The following is a 14,100-nucleotide window of genomic DNA, read 5'->3' on the forward strand; positions in this document are numbered from 1 at the left end:
TAAGGACATGCTCCTGATTCCCTGCCCCAACTGCGGCCCCCGGGACGAGACCGAATTCCACTACGGCGGCCAGGCCCACGTGCCGTACCCCGAAAACCCGGCCGAACTCACCGACCGTGAATGGGCCGAGTACCTGTTCTACCGGGACAACACCAAGGGCGCCTTCGCGGAGCGCTGGCTGCACAGCACCAGCTGCCGGCAGTGGTTCAACATGCTCCGCGACACCGTCACCTACGACATCCAGGCCGTGTACCCGATGGGCCAGCTTCGCCCCGCTTCGGGACCCACCGCCCCCACCGTCACCACCCCCGTCTCCCCCGAAGGAGCAGTCAAATGACCGCTCAGCCGCAGCCCGCGCGTCTGTCCACCGGCGGACGCATCGACCGCAGCGTTACCTGGCGCTTCACCGTGGACGGCCGTGAATTCAGCGGCCACCCTGGCGACACCCTCGCCTCCGCCCTGCTGGCAAACGGCCGGATCGCCGCCGGCAACTCCCTGTACGAGGACCGGCCCCGCGGCATCATGTCCGCCGGCGTCGAGGAATCCAACGCCCTGGTCAAGGTCGCTCCCCGGTTCCCGGGCCACGTGGCCGAGTCCATGCTCCCGGCCACCACGGTGTCCCTCGTGGACGGGCTCAGCGCCGAACTGCTCAACGGGCTCGGAAAGCTGGACCCGGACGAGGACCGCGCCGAGTACGACAAGAAGTACGTCCACACCGACGTCCTCGTGGTCGGCGGCGGCCCCGCAGGCCTGGCCGCGGCGCGCGAAGCCGTCCGTGCCGGCATCCGCGTCATCCTCATTGACGACCAGCCTGAGCTGGGCGGCTCGCTGCTGTCCGGATCCACCGATCCGGCCCTCGCGGAGACCATCGAAGGGGTACCCGCCCTGGACTGGGTGGCCAACGTTGAAGCCGAACTGATCTCCGCGGCCGAGTGCACGGTCCTGAACCGCACGTCCGCCTTCGGCTCCTACGACTCCAACTACGTCATCGCGGCGCAGAACCGGACGGACCACCTCCTGACCCCGGCCGCGCCCGGCGTGTCCCGCCAGCGGATCTGGCACATCCGCGCCGCCCAGGTCATCCTGGCCCCCGGCGCCCACGAACGCCCGCTGGTCTTCGAGAACAACGACCGCCCCGGCATCATGCTCGCCTCCGCGGTCCGCAGCTACCTCAACCGCTACGCCGTGGCCGCCGGTTCGCGCGTGGTCATCAGCACCACCAACGACAGCGCCTACCGCCTTGCCGCGGACCTGGTGGCGGCCGGCATCCGCGTCGAGGCCGTCGTGGACGCCCGCCCGCAGCTGAGCGAAACAGCCGCCGCAGCCGCCGCAGCCGGCACCCGCGTACTGATCGGCAGCGCCGTGGCCAACACCACCGCTGCTGAATCCGGCGACGGCCGGCTGCTCGGCGTCACCGTCCGGAGCATCAACGACGACGGCGAACTCACCTCCGGCGTCGAACAGCTCGCCTGCGACCTGCTCGCCGTCTCCGGCGGCTGGTCCCCCGTGGTGCACCTGCACTCCCAGCGCCAGGGCAAGATCCGCTGGGACGATGAGCTGGCGGCATTCGTCCCCAGCAGCGTGGTTCCCAACCAGCGGGTGGCCGGGTCCGGCCGCGGCAGTTTCGAACTCGACGACTGTGTCGCCGAAGGCATTGCCGCCGGGGCAGCCGCGGCAGGCGCCGCCGGCTTCGACCCGGAAAACTCTGGCGCCGCCGTCGATCCGCAGGTCTTTTCCGAACCGAAGGCGTTGGCCCCGACCCGCCAGCTCTGGCTGGTGCCCGGGCAGGAAGGCGGCCCGGATGACTGGCACCACCACTTCGTCGATTTCCAGCGCGACCAGTCCGTGGCCGACGTGCTCCGCTCCACCGGCGCCGGCATGCGCTCGGTGGAACACGTCAAGCGCTATACCTCGATCAGCACCGCCAACGACCAGGGCAAGACCTCCGGGGTGAACGCGATCGGTGTCATCGCTGCGGCACTGCGGCAGGCCGGCGAAGCGTCCCGCGGCATCGGGGACATCGGCACCACCGCGTACCGCGCCCCCTTCACCCCCGTGGCGTTCGCTGCCCTGGCCGGACGCCAGCGCGGAGAGCTCTTCGACCCGGCCCGCCTCACCTCCATCCACCCCTGGCATGTCGCCCACGGCGCCCTCTTCGAGGATGTCGGCCAATGGAAGCGGCCCTGGTACTACCCGCAGGCCGGTGAGGACATGGACGCCGCGGTCCTGCGTGAATGCGCCGCGGTCCGGGAATCGGTGGGCTTCATGGATGCCACCACCCTGGGCAAGATCGAGATCCGCGGCAAGGACGCGGGCGAGTTCCTGAACCGCATCTACACCAACGCGTTCAAGAAGCTGGCGCCGGGCTCGGCCCGGTACGGCGTCATGTGCACCCCGGACGGAATGATCTTCGACGACGGCGTCACGCTCCGCCTCGATCCGGACCGGTTCTTCATGACGACCACCACCGGCGGTGCGGCCAAGGTCCTGGACTGGCTGGAGGAATGGCTGCAGACCGAATGGCCCGAACTGGACGTGCACTGCACCTCCGTCACGGAGCAGTGGACCACCATCGCCGTCGTCGGGCCCAAGTCCCGCGCCGTCGTGGCGAAACTGGCCCCCGAGCTGGCGGCCGACGGCGGCCTCGAGGCCGAGGCTTTCCCGTTCATGACGTTCAAGGAAACCACCCTCGCGTCCGGCGTGCCGGCCCGGATCTGCCGGATCTCGTTCTCCGGTGAGCTGGCCTACGAAATCAACGTCCCGTCCTGGTACGGGCTGAACACCTGGGAGTCGGTGGCAGCGGCCGGGGCGGAGTTCAGCATCACCCCGTACGGCACCGAAACGATGCACGTGCTGCGTGCGGAGAAGGGATACCCGATCGTCGGCCAGGACACCGACGGGACCGTGACACCGCAGGACGCCGGCATGGAATGGGTGGTGTCCAAGGTCAAGGACTTCATTGGCAAGCGGTCCTACTCCCGCAAGGACGCCGGCCGCGCCGACCGAAAACACCTGGTCAGTGTCCTTCCCGTGGACGGCACGATCCGGCTCCCGGAAGGCACACAGCTGGTGGAGCAGGGCATCACCGTCAACCCGGCCTACGGCCCGGTCCCGATGCAGGGATTCGTGACCTCCAGCTACCACAGCGCGGCGCTGGGCCGGTCGTTTTCCCTCGCCCTGATCAAAAATGGCCGCAACCGCATCGGAGAAACCCTGGTGGCTGCCGCCGGGGACCAGCAGGTGGACGTTGTTGTCGCAGAAACCGTACTTTTTGACTCTGAAGGGGCCCGCAAAGATGGCTGACACAGCAGCACTCAAAAACTCCAAGAAAATCCAGACCCTCCGCAAGAGCCCGGCGTCGCCGCTCAGGGCAGCATTTGAAGCCGGATCCGTGGCGGGCACGGTGGAGCTGCGCGAGGTGCCGTTCCTGACCATGGCCGGGCTCCGGGTCGATCCGGCCGGCGACGCCGGGGAGCGGCTGGGCGCCCTGACCGGAGGCCTGCCCTCGGCGTCCGGGGAGGTTTGCGGCAGCGGCGGGACCGCAGTGCTGTGGCTGGGTCCGGCCGAATTCCTGCTCGTGGCCCCCGCGGAATCCCACGAAAGCCTGGGCGGAGACCTGCCCGGTGCGCTGTTTGAGGCACTGGGCGACGGCGCGGGCCAGGTGGTGGATCTCTCCGCCAACCGCACCACGTTCGAACTCTCCGGTCCCCGGGCGCGGGCGGTCCTGGAGAAGGGCTGCTCCCTGGATCTGCACCCCCGCGTCTTCAAGGCCGGGACGGCGCTGTCCACGGAAATCGGCGGCATCCCGGCCGTTCTGTGGAAGACCGCCGACCAGACCTACCGGATCTTCCCGCGGGCCTCCTTCGCGGAGTTCCTGGGCCGCTGGCTCCTTGACGCCATGCGGGAATACGCGTCCCCCGAGGTCCCCTAATGGCGCTCAGCGTCCTGGACCTGTTCTCCGTTGGCATCGGGCCGTCGTCGTCGCACACGGTCGGCCCGATGCGGGCGGCGAAACGGTTCGCCGCCGGGCTGAAGAGCGACGGGCAGCTGAGCGCCACCACCAGGGTGCAGGCCGAACTGTTCGGCTCGCTCGGCGCCACCGGCCGGGGCCACGGCTCCGACAAGGCCGTGGTGTTGGGCCTCCAGGGCCAGGACCCGGAAACCGTGGACACCGCCACCGCGGACGACCAGGTAGCCGCGGCCGCCCTGGATGCCGAGCTCCGGGTCGGCGGGGACCACCGGGTCGATTTCAACTGGGACGAGGACGTGGTGCTGCACCGCCGCAAGTCCCTGCCGGCCCACCCCAACGGCATGACCTTCCGGGCACTGGACCACACCGGGACAATCCTGAAGGAGCGCAGCTACTACTCGATCGGCGGCGGCTTCGTCGTTGACGGCACCGCCCAGGGCGCCGACCAGGTGGTGGCCGACGACACTGTGTTGCCCTACCCCTTCACTACAGCCGACGAGCTTCTGGACATCTGCCGGCGGGAGGACATGTCCATCTCGGACGTCATGCTCGCCAACGAACTTCTCTGGCGCAGCGAGGCTGAGCTCCGGGACAAACTCCTGGCGCTGTGGGCGGTCATGCGCCAATGCGTGGAGAACGGCTGTGCCGCCGAGGGCATTCTGCCCGGCGGGCTGAACGTCAAACGGCGCGCCCCGTCCCTGTTCCGGACGCTGGCAGCGACAGCCGTCAGCGCCGATGCGGCAGCCCGGAGCCCGTCCCCGGTGCAGGTGCCCGCGGACCCGCTGCTCGCCATGGAGTGGGTGAACCTGTTCGCCCTGGCCGTCAATGAGGAAAACGCCGCAGGGGGCCGGATTGTCACCGCCCCGACCAACGGCGCGGCAGGGATCGTGCCCGCCGTGCTGCACTACTACGTCAAGTTCGTCCCCGGGGCGAACGACGACGGCGTGATCCGCTTCCTCCTGACGGCCGCCGCCGTCGGGATCCTGTTCAAGATCAATGCCTCCATCTCGGGGGCCGAGGTCGGCTGCCAGGGTGAGGTCGGATCGGCCTGCTCCATGGCGGCGGCCGGGCTGTGCGAAGTCCTGGGCGGCACCCCTGCCCAGGTGGAAAACGCCGCCGAAGTCGGGATCGAACACAACCTCGGCCTGACCTGTGATCCCGTCGGCGGACTGGTGCAGATCCCCTGCATCGAACGCAACGCGATCGCCAGCGTCAAGGCCATCAACGCCGCCCGCCTGTGCCTGCACGGCGACGGCAGCCACAAAGTATCGCTGGACAAAGCGATCAAGACCATGCGTGAGACAGGAGCGGACATGAAGACCAAGTACAAGGAAACCTCCCGCGGAGGCCTCGCCGTGAACGTGATCGAGTGCTGAACCGTGGACACCCCGAACAGCAGCGCCGCTGAATACGTTTTAACCCTCGATTGCCCGGAAACACGGGGAATCGTCCACGCCGTGTCCGGATTCCTGCTGGAACAAGGCTGCGACATCCTGGAAAGCAAACAATTCGACTCCCAGGACGACGGCCACTTCTTCATGCGGCTCCACTTTGCCTCGTCCGGGGACTCCCCCGACGGACCGGCCACCCTTGCGTCGCTCCGGGAGCCCTTCGTGCCCGTGGCCGAAAAATTCGGCATGCAGTGGCACCTGCGGGCCCGGGGGACGAAATGCCGGGTCCTGATCATGGTGTCCAGATTCGAACACTGCCTCAACGACCTGCTGTTCCGGGCCCGCATCGGCGAACTGCCCATCGACATCGTTGCTGTCGTCTCGAACCATCCGGACCACCGGGGGATTGTGGAATGGCACGGCATCCCGTTCTTCCACGTGCCCGTCACGGCCGCCACCAAGCCGGCGGCCGAGGGGAGCCTGATGGAACTCGTCGACCGGTTGGATGTCCAACTGGTGGTCCTGGCCCGCTACATGCAGGTCCTCAGCGACGACCTGACCCGCCGCCTGGATGGCCGCGCCATCAACATCCACCACTCCTTCCTGCCGTCCTTCAAAGGCGCCAAGCCCTACCACCAGGCACACGCCCGCGGCGTGAAGACCGTCGGCGCCACCGCGCACTACGTCAACGCGGAACTGGACGAGGGCCCCATCATCGCCCAGCAGGTAGTGGAGGTGGACCACACCTTCGGTGCCGACGATCTTGTGGCCGCCGGAAGGGACACCGAGCGGAAGGCCCTGTCCAACGCCGTCCGCTGGCACTGCGAGGGACGCGTCTTCTTGCAGGGCAACCGGACCGTCATACTGCGCTAGTGCGTGTCCGCCCGGCGCGGGCCCTTTTCACCGCCGGCGGCGTTGAAGCAGCCCGTCGCTGGCAGACTGTTCCGAGGAGGACGCCCGCAAGATTGTGCAACTCGTCGCACACGACAACGCCCGCCGTGTGTACGAGCTCCCCTGAGCGCCGACCCCGAGGGGCCGAGTAGGCAGAACGAACATCTTGCCGAACCCTGGCGTGGCGGACGTTGGGCCGGAAAGTCAGCACAGGGACGCCGCTCGCCGGCTCGTCGGTCAGCAGGACCACCACGTCGTCCCCCGCCAGGAGTTGCGTCAATCGGGTTTGAAGCTCGCTAACGTCCGGGGCCGGCGTCGAGAACTCAGTATTGAAATCCTGAAGCAATTGGGCAATGCCAGCGGCGTCGCCCGCCGCGGCCTCTGGCCGCCTGCAGAATCGTCGGAAGTCATGGCTTTATCATCAGCCGCAGGCTTGGCGGCGTCCACGCATGAGGCGGACATTACGGCGGTCAGCCCGTGGGGTGCCGGCTGAATGAGACGAGACGCGATTGCATCTCCCAATACGAGGTGGCGGCTGGCAGCTGCTTGCCATCACGCAGGGCGTTGACCACGTTCACCGCCGCGTCGACTGCGGCGCGGTACGGCAGGGAACCGGAACTCACCCGCCGGACCCCCAGCTCACCCAGTTCGGCAACCGTCAGCGTGGGATGTGCCAGCACGTTGACCGGCAGGCCAATGCCCGCGGTGATGGTCCGGATGTCCTCCGGAACCACGAGTCCGGGGACGAAGATCCCGTCCGCACCGGCGGCGGCGTAGGCCCGGGCGCGGAGCAGGACGGCATCCACAGTGGCCTGTTCGCCGAACCATATGTTGTCCACCCGGGCGTTGATGAACACGTCCGGGCTGCGCCGCTTGACGGCGGCAACCTTCTCGGCAAAGGCTGCCGGTTCGACCAGGTGCCCGGCCGTGCTGTCCTCAAGATTGATCCCGGCCACGCCCAGGGCAGCCAGTTGGGCCACCAGTTCGGCAACCTCGCCACGGTCATCGGAGTAGCCGTCCTCGACGTCCGCCGTGATGTGGACGGGCAGGCGGCACAGCTGCTCCGCCACGGCGGCGGTTACCGCTTTGCTGGCCCGGCCGCCGTCGGGCAGGCCGGCGCTTGCCGCAATGCCAAAGCTGGTGGTGCCGACGGCCGGGTATCCTGCCGCCGCGAATGCCAGGGCAGATCCGATGTCCCACGCATTGGGCAGCAGGAATGGGGCGCCGGTGTGGTGGAGTTCCCGAAAAGTGGCCATTTCATTCCTCAAGTCTTGTCCGCCCCATGTCTCTAAACCTCAGCCACCGGAGCCGCAAACTGTGCCGCATAAAGCGCGGCATACGCCCCGCCAGCCTCCAACAACGAAGCATGCGTCCCCTGCTCCACGATCTGGCCGGCCTCCATCACCAGGATGAGGTCGGCGTCGCGGATGGTGGAGAGCCGGTGCGCAATGACAAACGACGTCCGGTCGGACCGCAGTGCGCTCATGGCCTTCTGCACCAGCACCTCGGTGCGGGTATCCACCGAGCTGGTGGCCTCGTCCAGGATCAGCACCGACGGCCGGGCCAGGAACGCCCGGGCTATGGTCAGCAGCTGCTTCTCGCCCGCGGAGACGTTGGCTCCTTCGTCGTCGAGCACGGTGTCGTAACCCTGCGGCAGGGACTTCACGAACCGGTCCACGTAGGTCGCCTTCGCCGCCTCCAGGATGTCCGCCTCGGTGGCAGCAGGCCGGCCGTAGGCGATGTTGTCCCGGATAGTCCCGCCGAACAGCCAGGTGTCCTGCAGCACCATGCCCATCCGCGAGCGCAGCTCGTGCCGGGACATCGCGGCGACGTCCACGCCGTCGAGTGTGATCCGCCCGGCGTCGAGCTCGTAGAAGCGCATCATCAGGTTCACCAGCGTGGTCTTCCCGGCCCCGGTCGGCCCCACGATCGCCACCGTCTGGCCCGGCTCCGCCACCAGACTCAGGTCCGAGATCAGCGGCTTGTCGGGCGAGTAGGCAAAGGACACGTCCTCGAACACCAGCCTCCCCCGCCCGCCGCCGGGGGCCGCGGCCGGCACCGGGTCCGGCGACTGCTCCTCGGTGTCCAGCAGCTCAAACACCCGCTCTGCCGACGCCACGCCGGACTGCAGCAGGTTCGCCATCGAGCCCAGCTGGGCCAGCGGCTGGGTGAACTGCCGCGAGTACTGGATGAACGCCTGCACATCGCCCAGCTGCATCGCCCCGGAGGCCACCTGCAGCCCGCCCACCACGGCGATCCCCACGTAGACCAGGTTCCCGATGAACGTCATGGCCGGCATGATCAGCCCGGAAATGAACTGCGCGCCGAAGCTGGCCTGGTACAGCTCCACGTTCTTTTGCCGGAACCGTTCCTCCACCTCGCGCTGCCGTCCGAACACCTTCACCAGCGCGTGGCCGGTGTAGGTTTCCTCGATCTGGCCGTTCAGCTCGCCGGTGTTTTTCCACTGTGCCACGAACAGCTTCTGCGAGCGCTTGGCGATCACCGCCGTCGTCACCAGGGTCAGCGGAATGGTCACCAGGGCGATGATGGCCAGCGTCGGCGACAGGAGCACCATCATCACCAGCACCCCCGCCACTGTCAGGCAGGGACGTGACTGCCTGGCTGATGGACTGCTGCAGGCTCTGGGAGATGTTGTCGACGTCGTTGGTCACCCGGCTGAGCAGCTCGCCGCGCTGCACGGTGTCGAAGTAGCGTAGCGGCAGCCGGTTGATCTTCGCCTCGATCCGCTCGCGCAGCCGGTACACGGTGCGCTGCACCACGCCGTTGAGGATATATGCCTGCATCCACATGAATGCCGACGCCAGCACATAGAGCACCAGCGCCCACAGCAGCACGGAGGACAGTGCGGCGAAGTCGATCCCGGTGCCCGGCGTCAGCGTCATGGCGCTGAGCATGTCCGCCTGCCGGTCCTGCCCTGCCGCGCGCAGGCCCGTGATCAGCTGCTCCTTGCTCATCCCGGCCGGCAGCTGCTTGGACACCACGCCGGCGAAGATCAGGTTGGTGCCCTCGCCCAGCAGCCGGGGCCCGATCACCGAGAACGTCACGCTCACGACGGCGAGCGCCAGCACCAGCATTAGCCAGAGCCGCTCCGGCCGCAGCTGGCCCAGCAGCCGTTTGGCGGAGGGTCCGAAGTCCATCGCCTTCTCCGCGGGCACGTTCATCCCGGCGAACGGTCCGCCCTGGCCGGGGCCGCCGCGCGGGCGGGGGATGCGCAACGGGGCTTCCTTGCCGGCACCGGCGGCAGCACCACCGCCGGCAGTGCCCGCACCTGTGGAGCCGGAAGCGGGCGACTCGACCTTGCTCATGCCGCCTCCTCCGCCGCGAGCTGGGAATTCACGATCTCCTGGTACGTCGCCGAGGTTTCCAGCAGCTCCCCGTGCGTGCCCTGCGCGACGAGCCGGCCGTCGTCGAGCACCAGGATCTGCTCCGCGTCCACAATGCTGGACACCCGCTGGGCAATGATCACCAGGGTGGCGCCGGCGGTGTGCAGCTTGAGGGCCTGCCGCAGCCGGGCGTCCGTGGCGGTGTCCAGCGAGGAGAACGAGTCATCGAAGATGTAGAGCTCGGGCCGTTTCACCAGCGCCCGGGCAATCGCGATCCGCTGCCGCTGTCCGCCGGAGACGTTGGTGCCGCCCTGCGAAATCGGTGCGTCCAGCCCCCCTTCCATCTCCCGGACAAAGTCCTCGGCCTGCGCGATGGAGAGCGCCTGCCAGAGCTCGTCCTCGCTGGCGTCGGGTTTGCCGTAGAGCAGGTTGCTGCGGACCGTGCCGGAGAACAGGTAGGGCTTTTGCGGGACCAGCCCGATGTGCCCCCAGAGCAGGTCCGGGTGCAGCTCGCGCACGTCCACGCCGTCGATCCTTACCGAGCCGGAGGTGGTGTCGAAGAGCCGCGGCATCAGGTTCACCAGGGTGGTTTTGCCGGAGCCGGTGGCGCCGATGATCGCCGTCGTCTGCCCGGCGCGGGCGGTGAAGCTGATCCCGGCCAGGACCGGCGCCTCGGCACCCGGGTAGGCGAAGCCGACGTCGCGCATCTCCAGCTCGCCGCGGCCGGTGCGGCCGGAGAAGTCCAGGGGGCGAACCGGTGGCCGGACGCTGGATTCGGTGCCCAGCACCTGCCCGATCCGGTCCGCGGAGACCGCCGCCCGCGGGATCATGATGGCCATGAAGGTAGCCATCATGACGGACATCAGGATCTGCATGAGGTAGCTCAGGAACGCGATCATGGTGCCCACCTGCATGGAGCCGTCCTGGATCCGGAACGCGCCGAACCAGATCACGGCCACGGACGAGACGTTCAGCACCAGCATCACGGTGGGGAACGCGAGCGCCATCAGCCGGCCGGCGCGCAGGGCAGTGTCCGTGACGTCCTCGTTGGCCTTCCCGAAGCGGGCGGTCCCCACGTCCTCGCGGACGAAGGCGCGGACCACCCGGATGCCGGTCAGCTGTTCGCGCAGCACCCGGTTGACGGTGTCGATCCGGGTCTGCATGAGCCGGAACAGCGGGACCATCCGGGTGATGATCAGCCCGATCCCGATCAGCAGCACCGGCACGCTGACGGCGATCAGCCAGGACAGCTGCACGTCCTGCCGGATCGCCATGATCACCCCGCCGACGCTGAGCATGGGCGCGGTGACCATCAACGTGGCGGACATCAGCACCAGCTGCTGGACCTGCTGGACATCATTGGTGGAGCGGGTGATAAGGCTCGGGGCACCGAAGCGTGTCACCTCCTGCTCGGAGAATTCCGCCACCCGGGTGAAGATTGCTCCGCGCACATCCCGGCCCAGGGCCATCGCGGCCTTCGCGCCGAAGTAGACGGCGGCGATGGTGCAGGCGATCTGAAGCAGCGTGATCATGAGCATCTCGCCGCCGGTGCGCAGGATGTAGTCCGTGTCCCCGCGCGCCACGCCCTGGTCGATGATGTCCGCATTCAGGGTGGGCAGGTACAGCGAGGCGATCGAGGCCGCCAGCTGGAGGACGACGACGGCGAGCAGCAGCCGCCGCTGCGGCCTCAGGTATTCGACGAGCAGTTTCCAGAGCATCCGGTCTCCACTTCAGGCTGCTTCATGCACTTTTTGGCGCACGTGATTTGGAGGTCAGTTTACGTCCGGATGCTGGGAGCGGAACGGGTTCCTCTCAGGGCGAATGCGGGGGCGTTAGGTGTGGCTGCGGGCTTGCACGCCGGGCAGTCGGTCAGTTGGGATCTGCTCAGCGCCGAATCGTGACGCCGTCGTGTTTTGTGTCGCTGGCCTGACGTTGACACCACGCAACGTCGAGTAGCGTTGCTCCCAATTGGCAATCAACGGAAGGAAGTCGCGTCGTGCAGTATGTCGTCGTGCAGGTGATCCTTAAAGAGAAACTGTGGGGAACCGGTTCGGGCAACCTGACCTCCCTGGAGAAGACCCTCAACGATCAGGCCGCGAAGGGCTATCGACTCCACACCATAACCACCGCTAGCAGCGGGAGCAAGGGACTCGGCGGCGGTGACCGCATCCAGGCAACGATGGTGTTCGAGAGCCTCGGATAACCGCACCTCGCAAAACGAGCTGTGGCGTCGGGACGCCCCGGCAGGCCCCGACGAGTCAGTTTGTCGACCTAGGTGCCCAGTAAACAATCCCCCACCGGAACGTCGCGCCCCAAATAGCCTCGACGCAGGAGACCGGACACTCTCGGGTCGGGATACCCGCAGATCGGTGGGCGACCGCTATTCGGGATTCTCGTTCTGTTCCCCTTGGGCGAGCCGCTCTAGTTGCCATTTGTGCACGTCGGGCAGCCAACCCAACTGGGCCGATGGACCGACGCGCGGGTGGTCGGGAACACCGCCGTCCCGCCGGGCCTCCGCATATGCGCGATCCTGTTTGATCCGTGCTCGTAGCTGCTCGGCTCCGCCGACCGAGCCGTGACCGGGGATGACGGCGACAACGCCGTCGGCCACGCTCTCGAAGAGCCGCAGAGCCGCGAGGTAGTCATCGATCGGATTCGCTGCCTCCAGGTCCAGGAAAGGCATCAGGACGTCAGAGAGCATGTCGCCCGCAACGAGGACGCCGCGATCCGCGATCAAGAGCGCCTCATGGCCTTGGGTATGGGCCTGATGCTCGATGATGCGAACTGTGGGGCCTTCCCAAGGAATCTGCGCCGCTTCGGCCGGCAGACCGGCAATGAGACCGGAGAGTTCCATAGGGATATCTTCGGCCAACTCCGGCGGGAGCCCATCGACGACTTTGTCATCCTGCAGCCTCCGGGCGGTCCCGGCACCTGCGTCTCCCTGGACCGCGTTCCCGCAACCCTCCAGATCCCGCCGCGCCTGCATCTGGATCTGTATACGGACCAACAGGACGCCGAGGTTCAGCGGCTCCTGGCCCTAGGCGCCACCCGGGTCGAGTGGGGCAAGCGGCCGGCGGACGCGGACCACGTCATCCTGGCCGATCCGGAGGGCAACCGTTTCTGCGTCGTGGAAACCGCCGGGACGGGCAACTCTCCGTCGTCCTCCTGGGGTATGCCACCCCTAGTTCTGCGTCCTCACCCCGGGCCGACTTAGCCGCCCAGCACCACGTTCCCCGGCGGTTCGCCCGCCAGTAGGAGCTCGATCTGCCGCTGGACAAGCTTTCTTATCCGCGGGCGCAAGGCGGCGCTCGCCCCGCCTACATGCGGGCTGATGACTCCCGAGCAGCCATATCGCGAAGGACAAGTGACAGGATGCCATGGAAGATCTCACCGCCGAGATGGGATGGGGAAGCCAGTACCCGTCCCGACTCAGCGTACGACGACCACGTCGGCGACGGCCGCCGGCTGCTCCAGCTCGTTGACCCGGACGGCGGCGGTGATCTTCCACTGACCCGCCACTGGCAGCAGAACCACGGCCCGGTAGCTCCCCGGCGTTTCCCCGGGCTCGACCTCGGCTGCCAGCGGTCCGAGACTCAGGTTCGGCTCAGCCACGCTGACCTGCGGCATGCCGAGCGGCACGATGGGAGCGCCCCCTGCGTCGGTGATGTCGAAGGTGATGACGTTTTCCCCCGCCGTGCCCGGGCTGAACCGGCCGGTCAGGTGCCCGGTTCCCAGCTCGGCGAGCAGACGGGTCCCGCCCGAAGCGGTCACCTCGGCTGCGGCCGCGGCCTGTTCCGCGGGGTCGCCGGTCGCCCGCGGGTTCTGCAGCGTCAGGGCCGCGGTGAGCCCAAGAACCAGCACCACCCCAACCGCCTCCAGGCGGACGGCCAGTGCCAGCCGGGGCCAGGCCCTCCCCGCGCTGCCCTCGCGCGCCAGCCGAGGGACGAGCCCCAATCGGTTCCACGCCGCAAGTCCGCCGATCACCGCGACCATGCCAAGCTTGGCCAGCAGCAGCAGACCATACGAACTGCCGACGAGGGCCGTCACCGAACCGACCATCACCACGGCCAGGACGGTCCCGGTGACGCCCAACAGGACGACGAGGCCACCGGCCAGGGTGGAGAACCTGCCCAGGACCACGGCAGCCTCGGCCGGGTCGCCCTTCCGCCGTCGGGCGCGGGTGAGGTGCAGGACCAGAGCCACGAGACCACCCAGCCAAACCGCTGCCGTCGCGGCGTGGACCAGGTCGGCGCCCATCACCAGCCAGCTGGGTCCAAAGGTCCGGGTGTGGCCGACGGGCAGCACCGAGACCAGCGCCACCCCGGCCCCCACCGACCCGGCCCAGGAGCCCTCCCGGCGCGGCAGCCGCGCCCGGAGCAGCATCAGCGCCACCCCGGAGGCGGCGAGAACCAGAGTCGCCGCGGGGGGGGGGGGGGGGGGGGGGGGGGGGGGGGGGGGGGGGGGGGGGGGGGGGGGGGGGGGGGGGGGGGGGGGGGGGGGGGGC

General features: G+C 68.3%; 11 protein-coding genes and 1 pseudogene. 7 read left to right on the forward strand and 5 right to left on the reverse strand.

Translation table 11 applies throughout. From position 1 onward, the window contains the following. The first annotated feature begins 7 nt into the window (after nt 1-7). The 5 genes from RCH07_RS15745 to purU are packed head-to-tail and all read left to right on the forward strand — an operon-like array spanning nt 8 to nt 6,234. Nucleotides 8-337, forward strand: coding sequence for a sarcosine oxidase subunit delta (locus RCH07_RS15745; RefSeq protein WP_326968424.1), 330 nt, complete (start codon nt 8-10; stop codon nt 335-337). Further along, nucleotides 334-3,303, forward strand: a complete 2,970-nt coding sequence (locus RCH07_RS15750) for an FAD-dependent oxidoreductase (RefSeq protein WP_326968425.1) — start codon at nt 334-336, stop codon at nt 3,301-3,303. The genes RCH07_RS15745 and RCH07_RS15750 overlap by 4 nt, the downstream gene beginning before the upstream one ends. Further along, nucleotides 3,296-3,931, forward strand: a complete 636-nt coding sequence (locus tag RCH07_RS15755) for a sarcosine oxidase subunit gamma (RefSeq protein ID WP_326968426.1) — start codon at nt 3,296-3,298, stop codon at nt 3,929-3,931. The genes RCH07_RS15750 and RCH07_RS15755 overlap by 8 nt, the downstream gene beginning before the upstream one ends. Beyond that, nucleotides 3,931-5,346 (forward strand): L-serine ammonia-lyase, encoded by a 1,416-nt coding sequence (locus tag RCH07_RS15760; RefSeq protein ID WP_326968427.1) that lies wholly within the window; start codon nt 3,931-3,933, stop codon nt 5,344-5,346. Before RCH07_RS15755 ends, RCH07_RS15760 begins: the two co-directional genes overlap by 1 nt. 3 nt (nt 5,347-5,349) lie before the next feature. Next, on the forward strand, nt 5,350-6,234 hold the full coding sequence (gene purU, locus RCH07_RS15765) for a formyltetrahydrofolate deformylase (RefSeq protein WP_326968428.1): 885 nt from the start codon (nt 5,350-5,352) through the stop codon (nt 6,232-6,234). 488 nt (nt 6,235-6,722) lie between these two features. On the opposite strand, the gene RCH07_RS15770 is transcribed toward purU, so the two are convergent. From RCH07_RS15770 to RCH07_RS15780, 3 genes and pseudogenes are all read right to left on the reverse strand, one after another. Beyond that, complete coding sequence (locus tag RCH07_RS15770; RefSeq protein ID WP_326968429.1) at nt 6,723-7,508, reverse strand: isocitrate lyase/PEP mutase family protein; 786 nt, start codon at nt 7,506-7,508, stop codon at nt 6,723-6,725. A gap of 32 nt (nt 7,509-7,540) precedes the next feature. Beyond that, a pseudogene (locus RCH07_RS15775) lies at nt 7,541-9,578 on the reverse strand (ABC transporter ATP-binding protein). Next, nucleotides 9,575-11,314: an ABC transporter ATP-binding protein gene (locus RCH07_RS15780; RefSeq protein ID WP_326968430.1), complete on the reverse strand. Its 1,740-nt coding sequence runs from the start codon at nt 11,312-11,314 to the stop codon at nt 9,575-9,577. Before RCH07_RS15780 ends, RCH07_RS15775 begins: the two are co-directional and overlap by 4 nt. A 278-nt stretch (nt 11,315-11,592) precedes the next feature. Between RCH07_RS15780 and RCH07_RS15785 the strand changes: the two genes are divergently transcribed. Next, nucleotides 11,593-11,799 (forward strand): DUF4177 domain-containing protein, encoded by a 207-nt coding sequence (locus RCH07_RS15785; RefSeq protein ID WP_326968431.1) that lies wholly within the window; start codon nt 11,593-11,595, stop codon nt 11,797-11,799. Between the two features lie 177 nt (nt 11,800-11,976). Here RCH07_RS15785 and RCH07_RS15790 read toward each other — a convergent pair whose 3' ends face one another. Further along, a complete protein-coding gene (locus tag RCH07_RS15790; protein WP_326968432.1) occupies nt 11,977-12,333 on the reverse strand; it encodes a hypothetical protein in 357 nt (118 codons plus the stop codon). Nucleotides 12,334-12,342: 9 nt separating this feature from the next. Here RCH07_RS15790 and RCH07_RS15795 point away from each other — a divergent pair, with 9 nt between their 5' ends. Then, nucleotides 12,343-12,810 (forward strand): VOC family protein, encoded by a 468-nt coding sequence (locus RCH07_RS15795; RefSeq protein ID WP_326968433.1) that lies wholly within the window; start codon nt 12,343-12,345, stop codon nt 12,808-12,810. 215 nt (nt 12,811-13,025) lie between these two features. Here RCH07_RS15795 and RCH07_RS15800 read toward each other — a convergent pair whose 3' ends face one another. Next, nucleotides 13,026-13,979 carry a copper resistance D family protein gene (locus RCH07_RS15800; protein WP_326968434.1) on the reverse strand — a complete coding sequence of 318 codons (954 nt, stop codon included), beginning with the start codon at nt 13,977-13,979 and terminating at the stop codon, nt 13,026-13,028. Nucleotides 13,980-14,100: the final 121 nt, after the last annotated feature.

Source organism: Arthrobacter sp. CG_A4 (assembly GCF_035985125.1).
Classification (GTDB): domain Bacteria; phylum Actinomycetota; class Actinomycetes; order Actinomycetales; family Micrococcaceae; genus Arthrobacter.